This window comes from Streptomyces sp. NPDC093111 (assembly GCF_040683955.1).
Lineage (GTDB): Bacteria > Actinomycetota > Actinomycetes > Streptomycetales > Streptomycetaceae > Streptomyces.
On record NZ_JBFBNW010000001.1, the window covers coordinates 263,550 to 287,055 of the forward strand.

A 23,506-nucleotide genomic window follows, 5' to 3' on the forward strand; every position below is an offset into this window, starting at 1 on the left:
CTCCAGTTGATCTTCAAGATCTTCTTGATCTTCAGTTCGTCGGGCGAGTCGTGCCCCGAGGGGTACCGAGATACCCTCGGGGGGTATCGCTCTCCCTCCATATATACCCCCCTTGGGTATCCGACGCAAGCGTGGGCCCGACTTGACTTGATACCCCCCAGGGGTATGGTGAAGTGCAATGAAGATGAGGCTCACGCGTCGGATCACGTCGATCGCGTCGATCACGTCAGATCACGGCAGGTCACGTCAGATCGGATCGGCGCCTGCTGGAGCCCACGCCGCCCATGCACGTACGGGAGAGCAGCCATGAACACCGGAGTGAAGATCACCGCCTTTGCCGCCGCGCTCGCCGCGACCTTCGGGACCGCGTACGGGGTGGGCAAGGGCGTCGGCCCGATCGGCGAGGCCGCGAAGCCCGGCCACGGGGAGCACGCGGCGACCGCGCCCGAGAAGCCGGAGTCGGGCGGCGGCGGGCACGCGGGCCACGAGGAGGGCGCCGCCGCGGGCGCGGCGAGCGCCCCCGCGGCGGGCGGCCTCCAGGTCTCCGAGGGCGGCTACACCCTCGCCCTGGACACCCCGTCCCCGGCGGTCGGCGCGAGCACCCTGCGCTTCTCGATCAAGGACGCGAACGGCCGGAAGGTCACCGCGTTCACCACGGAACACGGCAAGGAGCTGCACTTCATCGTCGCCTCGCGCGACCTGAACGTCTTCCGCCACCTGCACCCGGTCAAGGGCGCCGACGGCACCTGGACGGTCCGGGCGGACCTGCCGGCGGCCGGCGGCTACAAGGCGTTCGCCGACTTCAAGCCCGCGGTGAAGGGCGCGAAGGGCGTCACGCTCGGCGCGGACCTGTCCGTACCCGGCGCGTACGCCCCGCGCCCGATGCCGCCGGTCACGCCCACGGCGAACGTGGACGGCTACCAGGTGCGGCTCGCCGGGACGCTCGACCCGGGCAAGGCGGGTGAGCTGCGCCTCATCGTGACCAAGGCCGGCAAGCCCGTCACGAACCTGGAGCCCTACCTGGGGGCGTACGGCCACCTGGTCGCCCTCCGTGACGGCGACCTGGCCTACCTGCACGTACACCCGAACGAGGGCGGCCCGGGCCCCGACGTGTCCTTCACGGCGACGGCCCCGAGCTCGGGCACGTACCGCCTGTTCCTGGACTTCCAGCACGAGGGCAAGGTCCGCACGGCCGCCTTCACGGTCCGCGCGGGAGCGGCGTCCGCGCCGGCCTCGGCCCCGGCGGGCGCGACTCAGTCCCCGGCGCACGATGCGGGAGGCCACTCCCACGGCTAGTCTGGTCATTGGACTAGACCTGTAAGCCGTGGGATCCCAGGAGGAATGGGCTCGATGAGCAACCGTGCAGTGCTGGAGGTGATCGCCCTCGACGAGGAGGACGCGGTCGCTGCCCAGGCCGGTGGGGCGGACCGCCTCGAACTGGTCACCGACATGGCGGCGGACGGGCTCACCCCGTCCACGACCGGCTTCGCGGCGATCCGCGCCGCCGTGGACATCCCGCTGCGCGTGATGCTCAGACTCACCGACGGCTTCGCGGCCGGGGACGCCGAGCGGGTCGACGCCCTGGTGGCGCGCGCGACGGAGCTCCGCGCGGCGGGCGCCGACGAGTTCGTCCTGGGCTTCCTCACCCCGTCCGGCGACCCCGACCTGGTCGCCGTCGAGCGCCTGGTCGCCGTCCTGGACGGCTGCCGCTGGACCTTCCACCGGGCGATCGACCGCGCCGCCGACCGCGACGCCCTGCGCAAGCAGCTCGCGGACCTCCCGGGCCTCGACACCTACCTGACCGCGGGCGCGGCCACCGGCGTCGACGACGGCCTCGCCACCCTGAAGGCGGAGGCGGCCCGCGCCGGCGAACCCGGCTACGAGCCCCAGATCCTCGTCGGCGGCGGCCTCCGCCTCGACCACCTCCCGACCCTCCGGGCCGCCGGCCTCGACGCCTTCCACATCGGCGGCGCGGCCCGCCCGTCCGGCTGGACGGCCCCGGTCTCGGAGCAGGCGGTACGGGCCTGGCGCGAGGCGCTGGACCAGGCGTGACGCGGCGGGGGAGCCCCCGGACCCGGACCCGGGGCTCCCCCCGCCTACGCCGCCAGCCGCAAGGTGAACCCGCAGGGCAGCACCTGCGTGAACCGATCGGCCCCGCGGGCGTACGTGAACCGGCACGCGGAGGGCTCCCCGAGCACCTCACCCGTCACCCGGACCTTGACCGCCGGATAGACACGACTCACCTCGCCCGGCTCCAGCCGGACGGGCCGCCCCGACCGGTCGGCGTAGCGGCCGCTCGGAAACTCGGGGCCGCCGTCCCGCACCATCAGGAACGGCGCACCGGTCTCCTCGGCGTCGAACGCCGCGTACCGCTCGGCCCGCAGCCCGGCCGGCAGGTCGAGCACCCGGACATCGAGCACCTCGACGTCCGCACCCGACCGGTTCCGCACGACGGGCAACAGGACCCACCAGGCCTCACCGACCCGCGCGTGATCGAACCCGGCCTCGTGCACGGCCCCGTCGAGGGCGTTCCCTTCGAGCGGCCGAGAGCCGCCGTCGAGAGCGGAGTAGGAGCCGAACGTCAGCAGCAGAGCCAAAACGGACCTGCTGACGAGCGCCGAAGAGCCACGCACGATTCCCCCCACGGATTCGAGTAAAAGCCGCCAAGTTGCCTGGTCAGGGCAGCGATGACGCCATTACACGCAGACGCGGGGAGCCGGTCAACCCTCAGCCGGGGGAATCCCCCCGACTTGATCGACATCTGAGCTCGACGGAAGCGGGGCACCCCTGGCGCTTCCGGCGCAACACCTCAGGCCACGGCCGCGCCCCGCTCTCTGCACTCGGCGCACAGGGCATCGGGATCATGGCTGCGGACCGCCCGTTCGCACCCGTCGCAGGTGACCAGCGGCGGCGGGGCCGCCGGCCGTGGCGGGGCGACGGGCAGAGGCGGCGGGAGCATGGCGTCGAGCCGGTACGCGAGGAAGCGGGCCGGATGGTGGATGGGCACGTGCCCGGGCGGAAGCGCGGCGGTGAGCGTCCGCACGACCTGCTCGCCCCCGACTCCGCGCCCGAGCCACGTCTCGACCCCGGGCGCGAGCTCTTGGACGTCCCGCCAGGACAGCAACAGACGGCCGTCGACGGCCCGCAGCCGCGTGAGGAGCCCGACGGCGGGCGAGGAGGGATCGAGCGCCTCGGGCACGGCCGGAGCGGCCACCCGTTCCGCGACCACGGGCACGTCGTCCGCGCCCGCCTCCGGCGGCTTCACCGCCTCCGCGCGGGCCCCGGGCCGGTCGTACGCGATCACACGGGTGGCGAACCGCCCACCCCCGAGGGTCACCCGACGCCGCTCCAAGTACCCGGCCGCGACCAGCTCGTTGAGCGCCCGCCGCACCGTGATCTCGCCCTCGCGGAACCGCAGGGTGAGCCGCTTGACGGTGACGTCGGCCCCGTCGGGCAGCGACTGGATGTAGACGGCCAGCCCGACGGCGGCGGCGGACAGGTCCGGGTGCTGGGCGAGGTGGTTCCCCACGACGGTGAACCGCTCCCGGTGCCGGTGCCGCACATGGATCACCCCGGAGGGCGGCGCGTCGGCGGGGATCGCGAAGGGAACGGGATACGCGGAACGGGCCGCGTTAGACTGCGGGTCAGCCATCGGGAAGCGTCTTCTTCCAGATCGGTAGGCCCTCGTCAGGATTGCCGTCCTGCCGGGGGCCGAGTTGCATATGCCAGTTGTCGCGGCCGACCGTACCCCACCCGTCCGCCTTCCGGACACTTCTTCACCCGAACGTGTGGCGGGCCCAGTTGGGGGACGGAGGGGGCGGTTCGGAAGGTCCTTCCCGGAGTACTTACAGGGCGTCGAGCCCCGCCGGGGCGTGGCGGGGCGCGCCCCGGAGCGAGGGGGCGTCCGCCCGGCCAGGGGTGGCTTCCTGAGGAATCCCGGCCCCTGGTCGGTGTCGGTCCAGCAGAGTGGGAGCGTGCGACCGAGAGCAACCGACTCTACGGATGGAGTGGTCATGGCCTTACGGTTCGTCGGGAAAGATCCGGAGTCCGGGGATCACGGGTGTCCGGCCGTGTGGGTGGACGACGAGACGCACGACGTCGTCATTCAGGGGGCGAGCGCAGATCGGGCGACGCTCGCCCGGACGGCCGAGGACAGCCTGCTGCCTTCCCATGAAGGAGTGGTGCGATTGCCGGCGCGCATGATTCCGCTGCTGAGGGAGGCACTCGATGGCGCAAAGCCTCAGTAGCTTCGCCGACTTGATCAGGTCGGCGGCTCACTCGGCCGTACACCTCGAACTTCGGGACTCGTACTGGATCGACTACGAGGACGAGGCTCTCGCGAAGTGGCGGGAAGGCCACAGGCTCGACCCGGACGACCGCGCGTCGTGGTGGCGTCCCTGGCTCGACCTCGTCCAAGAGGTCACGGCCAAGGGCGTGGCCGTGCGCAGGGCGCGTGTCGTGTCGGAACCTCCGAGCGAGTACACCCGCTTCCTCCACTCGTTCACGTTCACCAACGTGGCGGCCGGTGAGGAGATCAGATGGCTCTCTCGGCGCGACGCCAGTGATCTCGCCTTGCCAGGCAACGATTTCTGGCTGTTCGACGGTCGGTTGGTCCAGTTCAACGTCTTCGACGGCGAGGGCAGATGGGTCCACACCGACGAGAGCGAGGCCGTTGACGTGACGCGGCTGTGCGGGGCCGCGTTCGACGCGGTCTGGGAGCGCGCCACCCCACACGGCTCATACGAACTCTGAGCGGACCCGGTACCCCGACCCATGCCCAGACCCATGCCCCGAACACCGCTCTCGACCGCTCGGGTCGCCCGCCAGGCCGTAGGAGCTCGTCGCGGTCGAGACGCTGACGGCGGAGATCAGCATCGAGTCGCCGGATGAAATCCGCACGTACCTCAGAGCGTTCCGTGAACTCGGGCGGCTGGCCGTGCACGGACCGGACGCACGAGCCCTGATCGACAAGGCGATCGACTCTTTCCGCTGATCGTGTGCAGCCACGTGCAACCGCGTGCAACCGCGTGGACCCGGCCTTCCCGGGCTCGAGACCGAGGTCACCGACCTCCACGCCATGGCCGACATCCTCCGCCGCCTCGGCCTCACCGAGGTCCGCTACCAGGAGAACTACCGCGAGGAGTGGCGCCTGGGCGAGGTCGCCTTCGACTTCGACACCTGGCCCGACCTCCCCACCTTCCTGGAGATCGAAGGCCCCGACGAGGCATCCGTCCGCCAGGCCGCCGACCTCCTCGACCTCGACGACACCGAAGCCCGCTTCGGCAGCGTCGACGAGATCTACAAGAGCGAGGCCGGCCGCGACATCCTCGCCGAGCCCACACTCCTCTTCCAGGCCGCCGAGAGGCCCTGACCCCCGCCCCGCGCATGCGATCTTCCCCCGCCCGGCGCAGGCTGAAGGTGTGGCGGGTGGGGTCCGCCCCGTTCCGCCGCGGCATCGTGACAGGGGAGTCAGGAGAGCCAGGAAGGGACGGTCCGGTGGTCATGGCGCATTCAACTACCTATCCGGCACCCGATATCGCTTCGCTGAACATCCGCATCGCCTACCGTGACGAGCACCCTTCCGAGGAGCTGCGCGAAGCGGCCGAGCGTACCGTCGGGGCGCTCGTCCTGCGGCACATGGAGGCGACGCGGCTCCGGCGGGAGGCCGAGGCCGTGATCGCCGAGGCGGCGGCCGCGTACGCCGCGCCCGCCGTGCGGCTCGTCGAGCCCGATCCCGCGGCGGCCGAAGTCCTGCGCAAGGTACGGCTCCTGGACGGGTCCATGGACTCGTTCGAGCGGTACGCCGCACCCGAGCCGAAGGTGCCCGAGGCCCCGGCCGGGGCCCGGCAGCTCCCGCCGTACCACTACACCTGGAGCTGGCACGACACGAACGGCTACGCCCCCTACGGCGTGCTCACCAACCTCAGCACCGGCGGGCTCGGCCTGGACGCCCGCTCCGGTTCCGCGCCCGGCGGCGCGAACGGGTTCGTCAACGCCCACGCCGGGTTCGGTCTCGGCATCGCCACCGACCACGACGTGATGGCGCGGGGCGTGTCCTTCCGCAGGATGCGGTACACGTACACGCTGGCCTCCCTCGGCGCCGGCGGCAACGCCACCTCCGAGGGCGGCATGGAGTTCACCGCCTTCGAGGACGGCAACCTCCTCCGCGCCACCGACCTCAACCTGGACAAGCTCTGGCGCAGCCGGGTGAGCTCCACCATCCTCGACCCGTACGAGTCGGACAGCGGGGGCGAGGGGCCCTACGCGGTCGACCGGCCCCTGGAGCTGTTCTTCCCGATGCGGCCCGGGCACGGCTACACGTTCAACGTCGGCGGCTGGGTCTCCAGCGACTACCACTCCGGCGCGGGCCAGGCCGGGGCGCAGGCGTTCATGCAAGGGGATGTGCTGGCTCTGACCGTGTGGAAGTAGGGAGTGGGGAAGTGGGAAGGGAGTAGGGGGAATTGCGTGGCGGGTCGGGGTGGGGCGTCGTTAGCCTCGCGTCATGTCCGACGCCAGTTCCGACGCCTCCTCCGACGCCACCTCCGATGCCAGTGCTGATGGCGGCCCCGGAGTCCTCCCCGACGCCGCCCTCGTGCGTCGCCTCGTCCGTGCGCAGTTCCCCCGGTGGGGCGGTCTGTCTGTGCGGCAGGTCGAGTCCGCCGGGACCGACAACGCGATGTTCCGGCTCGGGGACGGGCTCGTCGTGCGGCTGCCCAAGGCCGCTTGGGCGCGGGGGCAGGTCGAGAAGGAGCAGCGGTGGCTGCCGCGGCTCGCCGGGTGTCTGCCGTTGCCCGTGCCCGTGCCCGTCGGGCTCGGGGTGCCGGGGGAGGGGTTCGGGCAGCCCTGGTCCGTGTACGAGTGGCTCGACGGCGAGGACGCGTTCCGGGCGCCGATCGGTGATCTCGGGCACGCGGCCGTCGAGTTGGGGCGCTTCGGGTTCGCCCTGCGCGCGGTCGACGCCACGGGTGGGCCGCAGTCGTTCCGGGGCGGGCCGGTCACCGCGTGGGAGGACGGCGCCATGGGACCGGCGATCCGCGCGCTCGGGGCCGACGGCACCCTCGACGCCGGGGCCGTCTCCGCCGCCTGGGACGCGGTGCTGCGGCTGCCGCAGTGGGACCGCGCGCCCGTGTGGGTGCACGGCGACCTGCTCCCCGGCAACCTCCTCACCCGCGACGGGCGGCTCAGCGCCGTCATCGACTTCGGCGGGCTCGGGGTCGGCGACCCCGCCTGCGACATGATGGCCGCCTGGACGCTCCTCACCCCCGAGACGCGTCCGCTGTTCCGCGAGGCCGCCCGCGTCGACGACGCGACCTGGGCGCGAGGCCGGGGGTGGGCGCTGTGCTGGGGCGTGGTGACGGAGCAGTACTACCGGGTCACCAACCCCGTCCTCGCCGCCGTCGCCCGCCGGGCGTGGTCGCAGGCGCTGCCGGAGTTCGCCGGCTAGCCCTGGTCGGCCAACTGCTGCGGCAGGTGCGTCGCGTGAAGGATCGTCAGGCCGGACACCGCACGCGTCAGCGCCACGTACAGGCGGCGCAGGCCCGTGCGTTCGTCGGGCTCGCCGTCCACCACGGCCGACGGTTCGTCCAGGACCACGTAGTCGTACTCCAGGCCCTTCGCCAGCGACGCCGGGACCAGCGTCAGGCGCGAGTCGGCGGTGGTCTCCTCGCCGGGGGAGAGGTACGGGAGGCCCGCCGCCGTCAGGGCCTCGGCCAGCGGCGCGATGCGGGCGTCCGCCGCGATCAGGCCGATCGAGCCCTCGTGGGCCAGCGACGCGAGGCACGCCGCGACGACGGCCGCGTCCAGGTCGTCCGGCCCGTCCACCCGCCGGATCTCCAGCGAGCCGGGGTTCTCCCGTACGGACTCGACCGGGGCGAGCCCCGGCGACATGTGGGGGAGCAGCCGGGAGGCGTACGCGATGACCTCGCGCGGCACGCGGAAGCCGGCCGTCAGCTCCTCCACGTGCGCCTCCGGCTTGCCCAGGTGCTCCAGGGCCTGCGCCCAGCTCGCGGTGGCCCACGGGGTGGTGCCCTGCGCCAGGTCGCCGAGGACGGTCGCCGAACCGGTCGTGCAGCGGCGCCCCACCGCCCGGTACTGCATGGGGGACAGGTCCTGCGCCTCGTCGAGGACGACGTGGCCCAGCGAGTGGGTGCGCTCCACCAGGTCCCTCGCCTCGTCGATGAGGACCGCGTCCGCCGCCGACCACTTCGCCGACTTCACGCTGCGGGCGGGCTTCGCCCACAGCAGCAGCTTCTGCTCATCGTCGGTCAGGACGCCCTCGGCGTGCTCGGCCAGGAATTCCGGGTCGCCCAGCAGGCGCAGCACCAGCTTCGCCGGGTCGACCGCCGGCCAGCACTCCTTGACGACGGCCTTGACCGCCGGGGTGCGCGCGACGGTGTTCTGCACCCGGTCGTCGGGGGCCTCGCCGGCCTCCTCCATGCGGACCAGGACGGCGTGCGCGATGCGCTGCGGCAGGGCGTCGTGGGCCGCCCCGTACCGGATGTCCCGGTCGAGGAGCTCGCGGACCATCTCCGCCAGCTCGTACGCGGGCACCCGCCAGCGGCGCGAGCCGCGTACGACCATCAGCGGCTCGGTGGGGAGGGTGACGTGCGAGCGCACGGCGCGGCGCAGCACCTCGGCCATCCGGGCGTCGCCCTTGACGACGGCGGTCGCGGCCTCGTCCGTGCCGCGCACCTCGACGTGGGCGACGAGGTCGTCCACGGTCGCCTGCTGCACCTCCAGCTCGCCGAGGGCGGGCAGCACCTGCTCGATGTACTGGAGGAAGGAGCGGTTCGGCCCGATGACGAGGGTGCCGGTGCGGGCGAGGCGCTCCCGGTGCGCGTACAGCAGGTAGGCGACCCGGTGCAGGCCGACGGCGGTCTTTCCGGTGCCGGGGCCGCCCTGCACGCAGACCGTGCCGGACAGGTCGGAGCGGACGATCTCGTCCTGCTCGGGCTGGATCGTCGCGACGATGTCCCGCATCGGGCCGACGCGCGGGCGCTCGATCTCGGTCTGGAGCAGCCGGCTGGTGCGTTCGAGCTCCGCCGGGTCGGACAGGTGCTCGTCCTCGTACGCGGTGAGCTCGCCGCCCGTGTACCCGAAGCGGCGGCGCAGTCCGACGTCCTGCGGGTCCTTCTTGGACGCCTGGTAGTACGGCTGGGAGACCGGCGCGCGCCAGTCGATGACCATCGGGTCGCCGACGGCGTCGTGGACGTGGCGGCGGCCGATGTAGAAGCGCTGGCCCTCCTGCGTGGTGTGCAGGTAGTCGAGGCGGCCGAAGAAGAGCGGGGTGTCGGCGAGGTCGGCGAGGGCCTTGACGCGGTCCTCGATCTGCCGGGTCAGGATGACGGCGTTGACCCAGTTCGCGGTGACGTCCTTGATGTCGAGCGACTCCACGTCCTCGCGCATGGCGCGCAGCGCGGCGCGGGAGTCGGCGAGGTGGGAGCGTTCCCGGGAGAGCGGGTCGTCCACGGCGCGGGAGTCGTCTGTGGCGGACGTTACGGACACGGTGGAGCCTCCGGGTCGGATGCGCGGACACGCCGGCGCGCGCCGATGCGCGGGTGACGCATGGTGACGCGCGGTGACGCGCTTGCGCGGATGCACGGACACGTGGCCGCCGGTTTCCGACCGGACGGCGGCGCTCCCGGGGGGAGACGGGGAAGCTGGCGAGTGTACGCCTCCGTGGCGGTCCGGGGCGAATGGATTCTTTACCGGGATCCGACCTCGCGGGGGCTCTGTGGGGGACCCGTAGGAGCCCCGTGGGAGGCCCGTGGGGGACCCGTAGGGGATGGGGTCCGACTCGCGGGGGACCCCGGTTCCACCCCAGGGCCGATGTGTTCCTAATGTCCGGATTCCATCATGGATACATGACCGCCACGACCCTCACCCCCGCGCCCACCGCCCCCAGCCTGCACCGTGCCCGCCGCGCGGCCACCGCGCCGCTGCGCGCGATACGCGCCTTCGGCGGCGCGCTCGTCGCCGTCGTCGTGCTCGGGGTGCACGACGGGGAGGCGGGCGTCCGGGACCCCCGCCCCGCCCACCAGGCCTGAGCCGCCCCCGCCCCCCCCGGCCCCGTCGCGTCATCTCGGAGCGCCACGCGCCGAGATGATCTAATTGGCGCTCAAGGAGACACGGGGGGTGTGCTCCCCGCGAGGCGTCATCGGCCGGCGTGCGCGCTCCCCCACGACGTACACGACGTACGAAAAACGGGGGACATGTTGAGCTCGATACGACGCCGGCTGATCGGCGGACTCGCCCTGGCGTTCACCTTCCTCATCGGCATGGCGGCCACGCCGGCGTCGGCGGTGGACGTCCCGAGGCTCACCAACGGCTCCAGCGGCCTGTGCCTGGAGACCTACGGGGAGTCGAAGGGCAACGGCGCGCTCGCCACCCAGTGGGGATGCGGTGGCGGCGCGCACCAGGTCTGGTACTTCGACCAGCAGTTCCCCGAGAACCGCTGGCGGCTGATCAACAAGAACTCGGGCAAGTGCCTGGAGATCGCCGGCTGGCGCACGAACGACGGCGCCGCCGCCGGGCAGTGGGACTGCACCGGTGGTGACAACCAGCTGTGGTACGCGATCGACTACCCCGGTGACGGGACCGGGGCCATGGCCCTCGTCAACGTCAACAGCGGCAAGTGCCTGGAGATCGGCGGCTGGAGCTCGACGTGGGGCGCGACCGCGAACCAGTGGACCTGCCACAAGGGCGCCAACCAGCTCTGGGGCGGCGTCCCGCGCTGGTAGCGGACCGGGCGGACCCGCCGGACCTGCCGGACCTGCCGGACCCGGCAGACCCGCCGGAGTCGGCAGACCCGCCGGCCCCGCCGGACCCGCCGGACCCGCCGGCCCCGCCGGACCCGCCGGATCAGAAAGGGCGGCCCCGTTCCCGGGGCCGCCCTTTCCCGTTCCCCGACCCTCAGGGCGCCAGCAGCTCGCTCGCGTCGAGGATCCGGTACGCGTAGCCCTGCTCCGCGAGGAAGCGCTGTCGGTGCGCCGCGAAGTCCTGGTCGATCGTGTCGCGGGCGACGACCGAGTAGAAGTGCGCCTGGTGCCCGTCGGCCTTCGGGCGGAGCACCCGGCCGAGGCGCTGGGCCTCCTCCTGCCGGGAGCCGAACGTGCCCGAGACCTGGATGGCGACCGTCGCCTCCGGCAGGTCGATCGAGAAGTTCGCCACCTTCGACACCACGAGCACGCTGATCTCGCCGTTGCGGAACGCGTCGAACAGCTTCTCGCGCTGCGCGTTCGACGTCTCGCCCTTGATCACCGGGGCGTTCAGGTGCTCGCCGAGCTCGTCCAGCTGGTCGATGTACTGCCCGATGACGAGGATCTGCTGCCCGGCGAACTTCTTCACCAGCGCCTCGGTCACCTTCCGCTTCGTCGCCGTCGTCGCGCAGAAGCGGTACTTCTCCTCCGCCTCCGCCGTCGCGTACGCGAGCCGCTCCGCGTCGGTCAGGTCGACCCGGACCTCCACGCAGTCGGCGGGCGCGATGTAGCCCTGCGCCTCGATCTCCTTCCACGGCGCGTCGAAGCGCTTCGGCCCGATCAGCGAGAAGACGTCGGACTCGCGCCCGTCCTCGCGTACCAGCGTCGCGGTGAGACCCAGCCGCCGCCGGGCCTGGAGGTCGGCGGTGAACTTGAAGACGGGGGCCGGCAGCAGGTGCACCTCGTCGTAGACGATGAGGCCCCAGTCGCGGGAGTCGAAGAGCTCCAGGTGGGGGTAGACGCCCTTACGGCGGGTGGTGAGCACCTGGTACGTGGCGATGGTGACCGGCCGGATCTCCTTGCGGGTCCCGCTGTACTCGCCGATCTCGTCCTCGGTCAGCGAGGTCCGCTTCACCAGCTCGTGCTTCCACTGCCGGGCCGAGACCGTGTTCGTCACCAGGATCAGGGTGGTCGCCTTGGCCTTGGCCATGGCACCCGCTCCGACCAGCGTCTTTCCCGCCCCGCAGGGCAGTACGACGACGCCGGAGCCGCCGTGCCAGAAGCCCTCGACGGCCTGCTGCTGGTACGGGCGCAGCGCCCAGCCGTCCTCGGCGAGGTCGATCCGGTGCGCCTCGCCGTCGACGTAACCGGCGAGGTCCTCGGCGGGCCAGCCCAGCTTGAGCAGGGTCTGCTTGATCTGGCCGCGCTCGGAGGGGTGCACGGCCACCGTGTCGGGGTCGAGCCGCTCCCCGACCAGCGGCTGCACCTTCTTGGAGCGGAGGATCTCCTCCAGGACGGGCCGGTCGGTGGTGGTGAGCACCAGCCCGTGGGTGGGGTGCTTGGAGAGCGTGAGCCGCCCGTAGCGCGCCATGGTCTCGGCGATGTCGACGAGCAGCGCGTGCGGCACCGGGTACCGCGAGTACTCCACGAGCGCGTCCACGACCTGCTCGGCGTCGTGTCCGGCGGCCCGCGCGTTCCACAGCCCGAGGGGCGTCACCCGGTACGTGTGGATGTGCTCGGGCGCCCGCTCCAGCTCGGCGAACGGCGCGATGACCCGGCGGCAGGCCTCGGCCTGCTCGTGGTCGACCTCCAGCAAGAGCGTCTTGTCACTCTGGACGATGAGTGGACCGTTCACGTGTCGTCGTTCCCTTCCGAGCGGCCGAACGTGGCCAAACATCCAGTCTGCCCGACCGGCGCGGGAATGGTCAGCCCGCAGTAGTCCGGGCCAGCGCGTTGTTGCCGATCGAGTTGTGGACGGTGAAGCTCACCGCGTCCGGGCGGTAGCGGTCGTCGGACCATTCGACGGGGCGGCCGTCGTGGGTGGTGGTCACGCGGCGGACGCGCAGGAGGGGGCTCGTGCGGCGGACGGTGAGGAGGCCGGCGTCGTGGGCGCCGGCGGCGATGGCGTCGATGACGTGCTCGCCGTGGGCGAAGACCAGGCCCGTGTCCTCGTACAGGCGCTGGGTGACCGAGGCGCAGCCGGGGTCGATGGCCTCGACGGCGGGGGAGATCCAGTCGGCGTACACGCTCCGCTCGACGAGGACGGGCTCGCCGTCCAGGCCGCGGAGCCGGAGCACGTTGAGGAGCGGGGTGCCCTCGGGGAGGTGGAGGCGGCCGGCGTCCTCGGCGGTGGCGGGGCGGTACTCCTGGGTGACGACCCGGCCGGTCGCCGTGCGGCCCATGGCCTGGGCCCACTGGGCGAAGCTGCGCAGCTCGGCGAAGCTCTGGCTGCGGCGGCCAGCCAGGACGACCCGGCGGGCGCCCTGGCGGGAGCCGATCAGGCCCTCGGCGGTGAGGGCGGCGAGGGCCTGGCGGACGGTGCCGCGGGAGGCGTCGTAGCGGGCGGCGAGCTCGGCCTCCGTGGGGAGCCGGCCGCCGACCGCGTACTCCTCGCGGTCGATGGCCCGGCGCAGCTCCTCCGCGATCCGTTCGTGCCGTGTCGTCGGCATGGGTCCCCCTTCGCGCGTCGAGTGTGGTTCTCAGTGCGCAGCCGTACCAGCGTAGTTGAGCGGGTAAGTGGCTGGAAAACGCTGCCAATGTGCAGGGAATGGCGGGCGCCCGTTCCTCTTTTGTTCATGTTCACGACACGGACGACCGGCGTACTGGGGCCAACTTGTCCATACAAGTTGATCACCTCTCCCCTGGATCGACGCTCCCCTGGAGATGCCGTGCCCGTCCCCACGCCCTCGCTGAGCCTCCCGAGAACCGCCGCGCTCGGCGGCTCCCTCGCCCTCGTCGCCGCGCTCGCCCTCACCGCCTGCGGCGCGGCTCCCGAGAACGCCGCCACCCCCGACGGCAAGAACGCCGCCACCGCGACCTCCGCCGCCGACCTCGGCGGCCTGGACGCGCTGGTGAAGGCGGCCAAGAAGGAGGGCGCGCTGCACGCCATCGCGCTGCCCCGCGACTGGGCCAACTACGGCGCCCTCATCGACGGTTTCCAGCAGAAGTACGGCATCAAGGTCGAGGTCGAGAACCCGGACGCCTCCAGCCAGGACGAGGTCAACGCCGTCACCTCCCGCAAGGGCCAGGACCGCGCCCCCGACGTCCTGGACCTCGGCAGCTCCTTCGCGCTCAGCGCCGCCCAGCAGGGCCTCCTCGCCCCGTACAAGGTCGCCGCCTGGAACGACATCCCCGAGGGCCAGAAGGACCCGAAGGCCCGCTGGTACAACGACTACGGCGGCTACGTCTCCATCGGCTGCGACGCCAAGCGCGTGAAGAACTGCCCCACCACCTTCAAGGACCTCCTCAAGCCCGAGTACAAGGGTCAGGTCGCCCTCAACGGCAACCCCACCAAGTCCGGTTCCGCGTTCGGCGGCGTCTACGCGGCGGCCCTCGCCCAGGGCGGCTCCTTCGACGACATCCAGCCCGGCCTCGACTTCTTCGCCGCGCTGAAGAAGAACGGCAACTACACCCCCGTCGAGTCCACCCCGGCCACCGTCGAGAAGGGCGAGACGCCCATCAGCATCGACTGGGACTACCTCAACGCCGGCTACGCCGAGGAGTTCAAGTCCAAGGGCCCGGACTGGAAGGTCGCCGTCCCCACCGACGGCCGCTACGCCATGTACTACTCGCAGGCGATCAACAAGGACGCCCCGCACCCCGCCGCCGCCCGCCTGTGGCAGGAGTACCTCTACAGCGCCGAGGGCCAGAACCTCTGGCTCAAGGGCTTCGCCCGGCCCGTCCTGATGCCCGCCATGGACAAGGCCGGCACCCTCGACGCGCAGGCCGCCCTCAAGCTGCCCGCCGTCTCCGGCATCCCGTCCTTCCCGACCGAGACCCAGCAGGCCAAGGCCAAGACGGTCCTCGCCCAGGGCTGGGGCAAGGCCGTCTCCGGATGACGAGCACGCCGACCGAGTCCCCCGCTTCCCGGACCACCTCCGGGAAGCGGCGGGGCCGCACCCCCGGCGCCGGGCCCGCCGCCCGGCCGCGCCGCCGCCTCCGCGCCCCCGCCTGGCTCGCCGCCGTCCCGCTGCTCGCCTTCACCGCCCTCGCCTTCGGCGTCCCCGCGCTCGCCATGCTCGGCGGCGCGTTCACCGTCGACGACCCGGCCGGCGGCCCCGCCTCGTACGGCACGCAGAACCTGACCACCTCCCTCCAGGGCGCCTACCTCACCGCCCTGCTCGGCAGCGTCAAGCTCTCCGGCACCGCCGCCGTCCTCGCCGCCCTGCTCGGACTCCCGCTCGCCCAGGCCGTGGTGACCTCCCGCTCCCGCGCGCTGCGCGAGGCCGTCCTCACCGCCTCCGGCGTGCTCGCCAACTTCGGCGGCGTCCCGCTCGCCTTCGCCTTCGTCGCCACCCTCGGCAACGCGGGCGTCCTCACCCGCCGGTTCGGCCTCGCCGACCACGGGTGGAGCCTGTACAGCTTCTGGGGCCTGGTCCTCGTCTACCTGTACTTCCTCATCCCCCTGATGGTGCTCACCATCACCCCCGCCCTGGACGGCCTGCGCACCCAGTGGCGCGAGGCCGCCCGCAGCAACGGCGCCACCACCGCCCAGTACTGGCGCCACGTCGCCCTGCCGGTCCTGCTGCCCAGCCTGCTCGGCGGGTTCGTGCTGCTCTTCGGCAGCGCCTTCGCCGCGTACGCCACGGCCGCCGCGATGGTCGGCAGCGCCGTCCCGCTCGTCACCCTGCAGATCTCCGACGCCCTCTCCGGCAACGTCCTCGTCGGCCAGGAGAACGTGGCGCTCGCCCTCAGCCTCGACATGGTCGTCGTCGCCGGTCTCGTCATGGCCGTCTACCTGCCCCTGCAACGCCGGAGCTCCCGATGGCTCGCCTGAACCCCGCCCCCCACTGGCGCCGCTGGGTCCTCGGCCTCGCCGGGCTCTACTTCCTGGTGCCGCTGGCCGCCTCCGTCGTCTTCACCGTCGACGTACCCGGCCAGGGCTTCACCCTCGACGCCTACACGCAGATCATCGGCACCGAGGGCTTCACCACCAGCCTGCTGCTCTCCCTCGGCCTCGCCGCCGTCACCATCGCCGTCGTCCTGCTCCTCGTGGTGCCCGCCATGGTCGCCCTGCGGCTCGGCGCGCCCCGGCTGCGGCCGCTCGTCGAGACGGTCTGCTCGCTGCCCCTGGTCGTCCCGCCGATCGCCTTCGTCGCCGGCCTCGGCACCGTCCTGAAGTGGGGCCCCGAGCACCTCGCCCGCACCCCCCTCTTCCAGACCTTCGTCGCCCTGCAGAACCCGGACTTCCCCGTCGTCCTGGTCCTCGCGTACGTCGTGATGGCGCTGCCCTTCACCTACCGCGCCCTCGACGCGGGCCTGCGCGCCGTCGACGTCCGCACCCTCGTCGAGGCCGCCCGCAGCTGCGGCGCCGGCCCCGTCCGCGCCCTGGTCACCGCGGTGCTGCCGAACCTGCGCGGCGCGCTGATGAACGCGGCCTTCCTCGCCCTGGCCCTGGTCCTCGGCGAGTACACCGTCGCCCAGCTGCTCGGCTTCCGGCCCTTCGCCGTGTGGATCGTGAACATCTCCGGCTCCCAGGCCCAGATGTCCGTGGCCGTCTCCGTCCTCAGCCTCCTCGTCACCTGGGTGCTGCTCCTGGCCCTCGCCGGGGCCGGCGGCCGCGCGCCCGGCGCCCGCCGCACCCGTACCGCCAAGGGATAACCATGACCGTCACCCCCACCGACGCCACGCCCGCACCCGCGACGTCCGCCACCACCGAGGCCGCCACCGTCGAATTCCGGGGCCTGCGCAGGCAGTTCGGGCCGACCACCGCCCTCGACGGGCTCGACCTGACCGTGCGGCCCGGCGAACTGCTCGCCCTGCTCGGCCCCTCCGGCTGCGGCAAGACCACCGCCCTGCGCATGCTCGCCGGCTTCGAGACCCCCGACTCCGGCGCCGTCCTCGTCGACGGCCGGGACCTCACCCACGTGCCGGCCCACCGGCGCGACGCCGGCATGGTCTTCCAGTCGTACAGCCTCTTCCCCCACCTCGACTGCGTCGACAACGTGGCCTTCGGCCTCCGCATGCGCAAGACCGCCAAGGCCGAACGGCGCCGGCAGGCCGCCGAACTCCTCGAACTCGTCGGCCTCGGCGACAAGGGCGCCCGCTTCCCGCACCAGCTCTCCGGCGGCCAGCAGCAGCGCGTCGCCCTCGCCCGCGCCCTCGCGCTGCGCCCCCGCGTCCTGCTCCTCGACGAGCCGCTGTCCGCGCTCGACGCCAAGGTGCGGCTCACGCTCCGCGAGGAGATCCGCCGCATCCAGTCCGAACTCGGCATCACCACCCTCTTCGTGACGCACGACCAGGAGGAGGCGCTGTCCATGGCCGACCGGGTCGCCGTCATGCGAGCAGGCCGCCTCGAACAGTGCGCCGCCCCCGCCGAGCTGTACGGGCGCCCCGCGACCGCCTTCGTCGCCGAGTTCGTCGGCACCATGAGCCGCATCCCCGGCCGCCTCGACGGCACCACGGTCGAGGTCCTCGGCCGCCGCCTCCCCGTCGACGGCGAGGCGCCCGCGACGGCCGACGTCGACGTCCTCGTACGTCCCGAAGACCTCAAGGTCACCACGGACGGCGCCTGTTCGGCCCGGATCGTGGCGACGGCCTTCCTCGGCGCGACGACCCGGCTCACCGTCCGGCTCGCCGACGCCACCGAGGTCAAGGCCGACCTGCCCACCCACGAGGCCGCCGCCCTCGCCGCCGGGGACGCCGTCACCGTGACCCCGCGCGAGCGCCCCGTCCTCGTCGCGGCGCGCGCCGCCTGAGACCGCGGCCCGCGCGACAACTGGACCGGTGGCGCGGGCCGCCCCCCCCGTACGACGACGTGTGCGACGACGTGTACGACGACGTGTGCGACGCCGTGTACGACGTCGTGAAAGAGAAAGCAACCAGCGTGACCATCGAACACCCCCTGCACGCCGTCCTGTTCGACATGGACGGCACGCTCGTCGACACCGAGGGCCTGTGGTGGGAGGCGGTGGAACAGGTGGCGGGCCGCCCGCTGACCGACGCCGACCGCCCGGACGTCCTCGGCCGCCCGGTCGAGCACACGGCGGCCTGGCTGGCGGCCACCAACCCCGCCACCAACCCCGCCACCCCCGCCCCCGCCGACGCGCTCGCGGCCGAGCTGCACCGGGAGTTCGCCGAGCGGGTACGGGCCGGGGTCGAGCCCCGCCCCGGCGCCCTCGCGCTGCTCACCGCGCTCGCCCACGACGGGGTGCCGACCGCCCTGGTCACGGCCTCGCCCCGGACCGTCGCCGACACCGTGCTCGACGCCCTCGCGGCGCTCGGCGCCCCGGAGTTCGCCGTCTCGGTCACCGCGGACGACACCGAGCGCACCAAACCCGAACCCGAGCCGTACCTCGCCGCCTGCCACGCCCTCGGTGTCGCCCCCGCGCACTGCGTGGCCGTCGAGGACACCCCCACCGGCGTCGCCTCGGCGGAGGCCGCGGGCTGCCCGGTGCTCGCCGTCCCGTCGGTCGCCCCGATCGGACCGGCGCCCGGCCGGACGGTGCGGCACAGCCTGACGGGCGTGACACCGGAGCTGCTGCGGTCCCTCACGACCCCGATGCCGTAGGGCCGTGCCGGAAGGCCGACCCCCGGCCGACCCGCGGCCGACCCGCGGGTCCGAGGGGCTGTGGACACCCGCCGCGGCCTCAGGCCTCCCCGTCCTCCAGCTCCGCCACGCCCGTGATCCGGTGCAGCGGATACGTCCGCACCTCGTCGGCCGTGTGGTCGTACCCGGTCACGAAGCCGCCCTCGACCCGGACCGGCGCGATGACCCGCTGGCTGGCGGCGCCCTCCGCGTTGACGTAGCCGATCCACACGGCCGAGCCGGTGAGGGCGGCGGCCTGCACGGTGGCCAGGGTCTCGGCGGCCGAGGTGCGGGGGAGCGCGCCCGCCGCGAGCGGGGTGGACGGCTCCTTGCGGACCACCGTGGCGGCCCGGTCGCCCGCCCGGATGGCCCGTACCGCCGCCGTGAGCAGCGTCGCGTCCGGGGCGGGCGGGCCGTCCGGGACGGGCGCCGGGGCGGTGCGGGGCGGGGTGCGGTAGGCGTCGGCCCGGGTGATCAGGACGTCGCCCTCGGCGGACTCCGCCGCCGGCGCGTACCCCATCGCCCGCAGCCCCTCCAGGAGCGCCTTCGGATCGGCCTGGGCGGCCAGCACGGTCGGCGCGAGCCGGCGCAGCCGCAGCGGCGCCGAGCGCCGGTCCGCGAGGATCTCGCCGAGCACGGCGTCGTCGTCGCAGCGCACGTACGCGGAGGCGGCGCCGATCCGCAGGTGCCCGTGCTTCCGCGCCACGTCGTCGATCAGGTACGAGAGGGGCTGCGGCACCGGCGTGCGCGAGTGCGCGGTCAGGAAGTCCTGGAGGTCGGACGCGCTGCGCCCGGCGTCCAGCGCCCGCCGCACCGAGCCGGGCGTGAAGCGGTAGACGGTCGCGCCGCCCTTCGACTCCACGTCGGCGAGGACCGAGAGCACCTCCGCGAGCGGCCGGCGCAGCGGCCCGGGGGCGACGGCCGTCAGGTCGGCCTGGAGCAGCACGTGGTCGACGGCCTCGGGCAGCAGCGGCGCGAGCAGGGTCGCGGCCCGCGAGGCGGCGACGGACGGCTCGCAGTCGCCCGGGTGCGCGGTGTCGGGGGCGGCCTCGGCGAGCGGCAGGTTGAGCAGCGCGCGGGCGGGCGAGGCGAGCGCGCCCCGGCCGGTGACGCCGAGGAGTTCGGCCTCGTCCAGGGTCCATTCGGCGATCCGGGCGCGCAGGTCCGCGCCGGCGCCGCCCTCGGTGCCGGGCGCGGGCTCGGTGCCCGGTCCGCCGGAGCCGCCCCGCAGCGGCCGGTCCCAGCGCAGCCGGGCGAGCACCGAGGCGCGGTCGGCGGCGGCGCCCGGCGGGAGGGTCGCCTGGAGGTCGAGGACCCGGTGGCGGACCTCGGGGGCGGCGGCCCGGTCCAGGCCGGGGCCGAAGGTGGCGAGGGCGCGGCCCTTGCCGTCGAGGGTGCCGACGAGGCCGGAGGTGCGGGTGGCGGCCAGCCAGGGGACGACGAGCGCGACCCAGCGTTCGGCGGGCGGCAGGTCGAGCCAGTCGTCGTAGGCGGGGGTCGGCGCGTACCGCTCGTCGGCCTCGCCGTCCGAGGCGAGCAGCCCGGCCGCGTACAGCAGCTCCAGCCAGAACGCGGCGAGCGGTTCGGGAGTGTCGAGGGCGGTCGCGGTGCGCTTGAGGTCGCGCACGGCCAGGCCGCCGGCCCGCAGCACCGGGGGGCCGCCCTGGTCCCAGGACTTCAGCAGCTCCTCGGCGGTCGCGAGGGCGGTGTACGCCTGGCCGGCCGCCGCGCCGTCCACCACCTGTGGACGGTACTCGCGGGCCGTCGCCACCGCCGGCGCCACCGGCTCCGGCACCCGGTGCGCCCGCCCGCCGCGCAGGTGCAGCGCCGCCTCCCGGGGCAGCACCACCGTCCGCGTGGACACCGGCAGCAGCAGCCCCCGGTCGCGCAGCCAGCGCACCGGCGGCGTCGGGGTCGCCGTCACCTCGCCGTACGGCGGGCCCCACACCAGCCGGTCGAGCACCGTCAGGGCCTCGGGCGGCGCGGTGTCGAGCAGCGCCGCCATCCTCGTACGGTCCGTGAAGAGCCCGGCCAGCGCAGTGACGGCCGACACCGGGTCGTGCGTCGCGGGCAGCCCGGCCGCCGCGATGATCTCCTGGAGCCGCCCCGGCGACATGCCGGAGGTCGCCTCCGCGACCGTCGGGCCGAGCCCGGTCGGCGAGGGGTGCTGCGCCGACGGGGCGAGCAGCTCCCGCGCGGTCCGCACCAGCCGCAGCCGCTCGTCGTCGCCCCACACCAGGGCCTGTTCGCGCAGCACCCCGACCGCGCGGGGCAGCGCCGCCTCGATCTCCGGGTCGTCGGCGTCGCCGGTCAGCAGGGCGAGCAGCACGGGGTACGGGGCGGGGTCCGGCGCCACGGCCAGCGCCTCGGCGGTCTGGAGCGCGAACCGGTCGAGCCGCTCCAGGGCCCGGACCACGGATCCGCGGGTGCCGGCCCGGGTGGCCAGCTGCGTCAGGTCGTTGGGCACCGGCGCGAGTAGGTCGGGGCGGGCCCGCAGCAGTGCCGCGATCCCCCCGTCCGCACCGGCGCGCAGCGCCTCCGCGAGGGTGCGCGGCGCCGCGCCGACACCTGTTGCCTCGGGCACGTGCGCCTCCCGGTCCAGCTCACCGATCCCCATCCGCACCACGTTAGCCCCTGCGCAGGCGCTACCGTCATGCCGTGGGGATCGAGAACGACCAGTTGGTCTTCGACTATCTGAGCCGCGTCGGCGACCTGGCCCAGCAGCGCAGGATGCCGGCCGCGGAACGCCGCGAGCTGGTCACGGGCCTGCGCGACGAGATCGAACGCCGTCGCACGGTGAAGGGGGAGCCGGTGCGGGGGATCCTCGGCGACCTGGGCACCCCGGACGAGGTGGTCGGCGCGCCGCCGGGCCGCGTCCCCGGTCCGCGCGAGGGCGGCCCGGCCGACGCTCCGGCGAAGGAGCCGGCCGACACCGCCGTCCCGGGTCCCCGCGAGCCGGACTGGTGGCGCGGGGACGACGGCGCGGCGGGCGATGTCGTCGACGCCATGGACGCCCCGGCGGCCCTCGGCTTCTACGGCGGCGTGGAGATCCCGGAACTCCTGAAGCCACCGGTGGATGACGAGGACGGGGCCGACGACGACGAGGGCGGGGACGAAGCCGTCGCGGAGGAGCGGGGCACGCTCCGGCGTCGCCTCTCCTTCCGCCTCGGCAGCCCGCTCCTCCTGGTCGCCGCCCTCCTCCTGCTGGCCGGCGCGGCCGGCGGCTGGCTGCTCCCGCTCGCCGCGGGCTGGCTCCTCGCCTACTTCTCCCGCGAGCGGCGTGCCGCCGTCCTCGTCCTCCCGGGCCTGGCCGCGACCGGCGGCGCCGTCTGGCTGTGGGGGCGTCTCGCGGGCCGCTGGGGCGAGGCCGTCCCGGCGGGCGGCGAGGCGATGGGCGCGGCGCTCTCGGACACCTGGCCCTGGACGCTGCGGGCGGCGGCCGTCGCGTCGGGGGTGTATCTGCTGTGGCGGTCGCGACGCGGGTGACGGGTGCGACGGGTGCGACAGATGTGACCAGTGGACCGGCTCAGGGCGCGTCCGGGTGCACCACGGCGGCGAACGGGATCGCGGCGTCGGCCGTCACGGTGAACAGGTCGAACCTGCGGTTCTCCCGCTCCGTCTCGGCGTCACTGATGAACCCCTGCCCCTTGAACGTGGAGATGGACGCGTCGTAGTTGGAGTCGTCCGGGCCCAGTCCCCACCACGCGGTCACGTAGCGGGGCTTGCGGGTGACGTTGATCAGGTTGTTGGTGTAGCGCACCGGCGAGTGGTACGTCAGGAACTCCCCGCCGCAGTCCTTCGGATCGCAGTGGAGGAAGGCGTCCTTGTCCCAGGAGTGCTCCGCGACGCTGAAGGTGTCGAGGTCGATCCTCCCGCGGTCCATCCGCATGACCGTGATGTTCAGGTCGGCGTCGATCATGTCGAACGTCGACGCCTTCGGGATCTCGACCATCTTGTCCTCGCTGTACTCCTCGCCCGGCTCGTAGTAGCTGCCGGGCCCGGTGAAGGGGCCGACGCCGAGGGCGGTGTACGAGACGGAGCCGAGGTGCAGCGAGGCGTCGCCCTGCCGCTCCGACCCCGTCTCCAGCGCGTTCCTGCGGTCCCTCAGCTCCTTGCTCTTCTCGACGTACTTCCCGCTGCGCCCGTAGACGTTCCAGCCGTCGGCGAGGATGTAGAGCGGCACCGGTCCGGTGTTCTTCAGCCGGAGCGTCACCGGGAGCAGGTGGACCGGGTTGGTGAGGTCCGTCCGGGGCTCCCCGAACCGCACCCAGATCGTCAGGTTCGCCGGTGCGGCGGTGGGCTGGTAGACGGAGGAGTACGCCAGGTTCACCGCGGCGAGCAGCGCGGTGGCCGTCACGCCGGCCGCGATCTTCGTCGGGTGCGGGAGGCCGCGCCACACCTTCTCCCGGACGCACACCCACAGCGCCCACAGTGACCAGGCGAAGAGCGGGAAGAAGGCCATCACGTACGGCGTGTACTCCAGCTCCTGGAACCACAGGAAGACCAGCAGGGTGCTGACGGTCAGCGCGATGAGCACGCCCACCAGGACGAGCGCCCCGGAGACCTTCAGGCCGCGCTTGCCCCAGTAGTCCACGGCCGCGACGGCCGCCGCGACCTCGGTCACGCCCCCGAGGATGAACAGGAACCCGGAGATCCGCCCCGCGAAGGTCAGCGCGTCGAAGGCGTCCGGGATGCCAATGGAGGTGAGCAGCGCCCAGCCGCCCACCAGGCCCACCACCATCAGGCCCATCGTCGTCCGGCGGAGCCCGGTGCGGTCGGGCCACACCTCGCTCCCGCCGCCGTGCCAGCTCACGAGCGTCCGGTCGTCCAGGTCGACGTCCTCGGGATACCCGTGGCGGCGCAGCAGGCGCCGCAGTTCTCGCGGAGACCAGGCGCTGCCCGCCGTCTCACCGCCGATGCGCACCTCGCGCAGCCCTCGGGAGTTGGCCGGCTGCACCGTGACCTTGGTCCGGCGTTCCATACCCCCCAGCGTCCCGGCCGGCCGAGCCCTCCGCAGCCGGTGCTGGCCCGTTGGAGCGATTGCGGCTCGGGACGCCCCTTG

At 73.5% G+C, this 23,506-nt stretch carries 20 protein-coding genes and 2 pseudogenes; 15 read left to right on the plus strand and 7 right to left on the minus strand.

All coding sequences use genetic code 11. The features are described 5' to 3' along the window. Positions 1-306 precede the first annotated feature (306 nt). Together AB0Q96_RS01235 and AB0Q96_RS01240 are read left to right on the plus strand one after the other, a co-directional pair. Entirely contained in the window at positions 307-1,296 is a 990-nt protein-coding gene (locus AB0Q96_RS01235) for a hypothetical protein (RefSeq protein ID WP_365320943.1), read from the plus strand. A gap of 54 nt (positions 1,297-1,350) precedes the next feature. Next, the gene (locus tag AB0Q96_RS01240) at positions 1,351-2,052 is read left to right on the plus strand and encodes a copper homeostasis protein CutC (protein WP_365320944.1); all 702 of its coding nucleotides are present in this window, start codon (positions 1,351-1,353) and stop codon (positions 2,050-2,052) included. 44 nt (positions 2,053-2,096) lie between these two features. Here the strand turns inward: AB0Q96_RS01240 and AB0Q96_RS01245 are convergent, their stop codons facing one another. Next, entirely contained in the window at positions 2,097-2,597 is a 501-nt protein-coding gene (locus tag AB0Q96_RS01245) for a hypothetical protein (protein WP_365320945.1), read from the minus strand. Positions 2,598-2,809: 212 nt separating this feature from the next. Continuing rightward, positions 2,810-3,652 carry a hypothetical protein gene (locus tag AB0Q96_RS01250; protein WP_365320946.1) on the minus strand — a complete coding sequence of 281 codons (843 nt, stop codon included), beginning with the start codon at positions 3,650-3,652 and terminating at the stop codon, positions 2,810-2,812. Between the two features lie 361 nt (positions 3,653-4,013). Between AB0Q96_RS01250 and AB0Q96_RS01255 the strand changes: the two genes are divergently transcribed. The 5 genes and pseudogenes from AB0Q96_RS01255 to AB0Q96_RS01275 all read left to right on the plus strand — a co-directional run bounded on the left by AB0Q96_RS01255 (position 4,014) and on the right by AB0Q96_RS01275 (position 7,444). After that, on the plus strand, positions 4,014-4,247 hold the full coding sequence (locus AB0Q96_RS01255; RefSeq protein WP_365320947.1) for a hypothetical protein: 234 nt from the start codon (positions 4,014-4,016) through the stop codon (positions 4,245-4,247). After that, on the plus strand, positions 4,228-4,752 hold the full coding sequence (locus AB0Q96_RS01260; protein ID WP_365320948.1) for a DUF6879 family protein: 525 nt from the start codon (positions 4,228-4,230) through the stop codon (positions 4,750-4,752). The genes AB0Q96_RS01255 and AB0Q96_RS01260 overlap by 20 nt, the downstream gene beginning before the upstream one ends. A 295-nt stretch (positions 4,753-5,047) precedes the next feature. Then, positions 5,048-5,371 (plus strand): annotated as a pseudogene (locus AB0Q96_RS01265) (adenylyl cyclase); the annotation flags it as partial. Between the two features lie 131 nt (positions 5,372-5,502). After that, positions 5,503-6,429: a hypothetical protein gene (locus AB0Q96_RS01270; RefSeq protein ID WP_365320949.1), complete on the plus strand. Its 927-nt coding sequence runs from the start codon at positions 5,503-5,505 to the stop codon at positions 6,427-6,429. A 73-nt stretch (positions 6,430-6,502) separates the two neighbouring features. Beyond that, complete coding sequence (locus AB0Q96_RS01275) at positions 6,503-7,444, plus strand: aminoglycoside phosphotransferase family protein (protein ID WP_365320950.1); 942 nt, start codon at positions 6,503-6,505, stop codon at positions 7,442-7,444. On the opposite strand, the gene AB0Q96_RS01280 is transcribed toward AB0Q96_RS01275, so the two are convergent. Then, positions 7,441-9,504: a UvrD-helicase domain-containing protein gene (locus AB0Q96_RS01280; RefSeq protein WP_365320951.1), complete on the minus strand. Its 2,064-nt coding sequence runs from the start codon at positions 9,502-9,504 to the stop codon at positions 7,441-7,443. The genes AB0Q96_RS01275 and AB0Q96_RS01280 overlap by 4 nt on opposite strands. A gap of 359 nt (positions 9,505-9,863) precedes the next feature. Between AB0Q96_RS01280 and AB0Q96_RS01285 the strand changes: the two genes are divergently transcribed. After that, complete coding sequence (locus AB0Q96_RS01285) at positions 9,864-10,046, plus strand: hypothetical protein (RefSeq protein WP_365320952.1); 183 nt, start codon at positions 9,864-9,866, stop codon at positions 10,044-10,046. A gap of 165 nt (positions 10,047-10,211) precedes the next feature. After that, entirely contained in the window at positions 10,212-10,739 is a 528-nt protein-coding gene (locus tag AB0Q96_RS01290) for an RICIN domain-containing protein (protein ID WP_365320953.1), read from the plus strand. A 172-nt stretch (positions 10,740-10,911) separates the two neighbouring features. Here AB0Q96_RS01290 and AB0Q96_RS01295 read toward each other — a convergent pair whose 3' ends face one another. Further along, complete coding sequence (locus AB0Q96_RS01295; RefSeq protein ID WP_365320954.1) at positions 10,912-12,552, minus strand: DNA repair helicase XPB; 1,641 nt, start codon at positions 12,550-12,552, stop codon at positions 10,912-10,914. A gap of 70 nt (positions 12,553-12,622) precedes the next feature. After that, positions 12,623-13,366: a GntR family transcriptional regulator gene (locus AB0Q96_RS01300; protein WP_365320955.1), complete on the minus strand. Its 744-nt coding sequence runs from the start codon at positions 13,364-13,366 to the stop codon at positions 12,623-12,625. Positions 13,367-13,585: 219 nt separating this feature from the next. Here AB0Q96_RS01300 and AB0Q96_RS01305 point away from each other — a divergent pair, with 219 nt between their 5' ends. The 5 genes and pseudogenes from AB0Q96_RS01305 to AB0Q96_RS01325 form a co-directional block, all read left to right on the plus strand. Continuing rightward, on the plus strand, positions 13,586-14,755 hold the full coding sequence (locus AB0Q96_RS01305; RefSeq protein ID WP_365320956.1) for an extracellular solute-binding protein: 1,170 nt from the start codon (positions 13,586-13,588) through the stop codon (positions 14,753-14,755). Further along, a complete protein-coding gene (locus AB0Q96_RS01310) occupies positions 14,752-15,693 on the plus strand; it encodes an ABC transporter permease subunit (RefSeq protein ID WP_365320957.1) in 942 nt (313 codons plus the stop codon). Before AB0Q96_RS01305 ends, AB0Q96_RS01310 begins: the two co-directional genes overlap by 4 nt. Continuing rightward, positions 15,681-16,517 carry an ABC transporter permease subunit gene (locus AB0Q96_RS01315; RefSeq protein ID WP_365320958.1) on the plus strand — a complete coding sequence of 279 codons (837 nt, stop codon included), beginning with the start codon at positions 15,681-15,683 and terminating at the stop codon, positions 16,515-16,517. Before AB0Q96_RS01310 ends, AB0Q96_RS01315 begins: the two co-directional genes overlap by 13 nt. 2 nt (positions 16,518-16,519) lie before the next feature. Further along, a complete protein-coding gene (locus tag AB0Q96_RS01320; protein WP_365320959.1) occupies positions 16,520-17,614 on the plus strand; it encodes an ABC transporter ATP-binding protein in 1,095 nt (364 codons plus the stop codon). A gap of 128 nt (positions 17,615-17,742) precedes the next feature. Continuing rightward, positions 17,743-18,408 (plus strand): annotated as a pseudogene (locus tag AB0Q96_RS01325) (HAD family phosphatase); the annotation flags it as partial. 97 nt (positions 18,409-18,505) lie between these two features. Here the strand turns inward: AB0Q96_RS01325 and AB0Q96_RS01330 are convergent. Further along, a complete protein-coding gene (locus tag AB0Q96_RS01330) occupies positions 18,506-21,061 on the minus strand; it encodes a helicase C-terminal domain-containing protein (protein ID WP_365320960.1) in 2,556 nt (851 codons plus the stop codon). Positions 21,062-21,102: 41 nt separating this feature from the next. Here AB0Q96_RS01330 and AB0Q96_RS01335 point away from each other — a divergent pair, with 41 nt between their 5' ends. Then, entirely contained in the window at positions 21,103-21,930 is an 828-nt protein-coding gene (locus AB0Q96_RS01335; RefSeq protein ID WP_365320961.1) for a hypothetical protein, read from the plus strand. Positions 21,931-21,970: 40 nt separating this feature from the next. Here the strand turns inward: AB0Q96_RS01335 and AB0Q96_RS01340 are convergent, their stop codons facing one another. Then, positions 21,971-23,425, minus strand: coding sequence for a hypothetical protein (locus tag AB0Q96_RS01340; protein WP_365320962.1), 1,455 nt, complete (start codon positions 23,423-23,425; stop codon positions 21,971-21,973). Positions 23,426-23,506 lie beyond the last annotated feature (81 nt).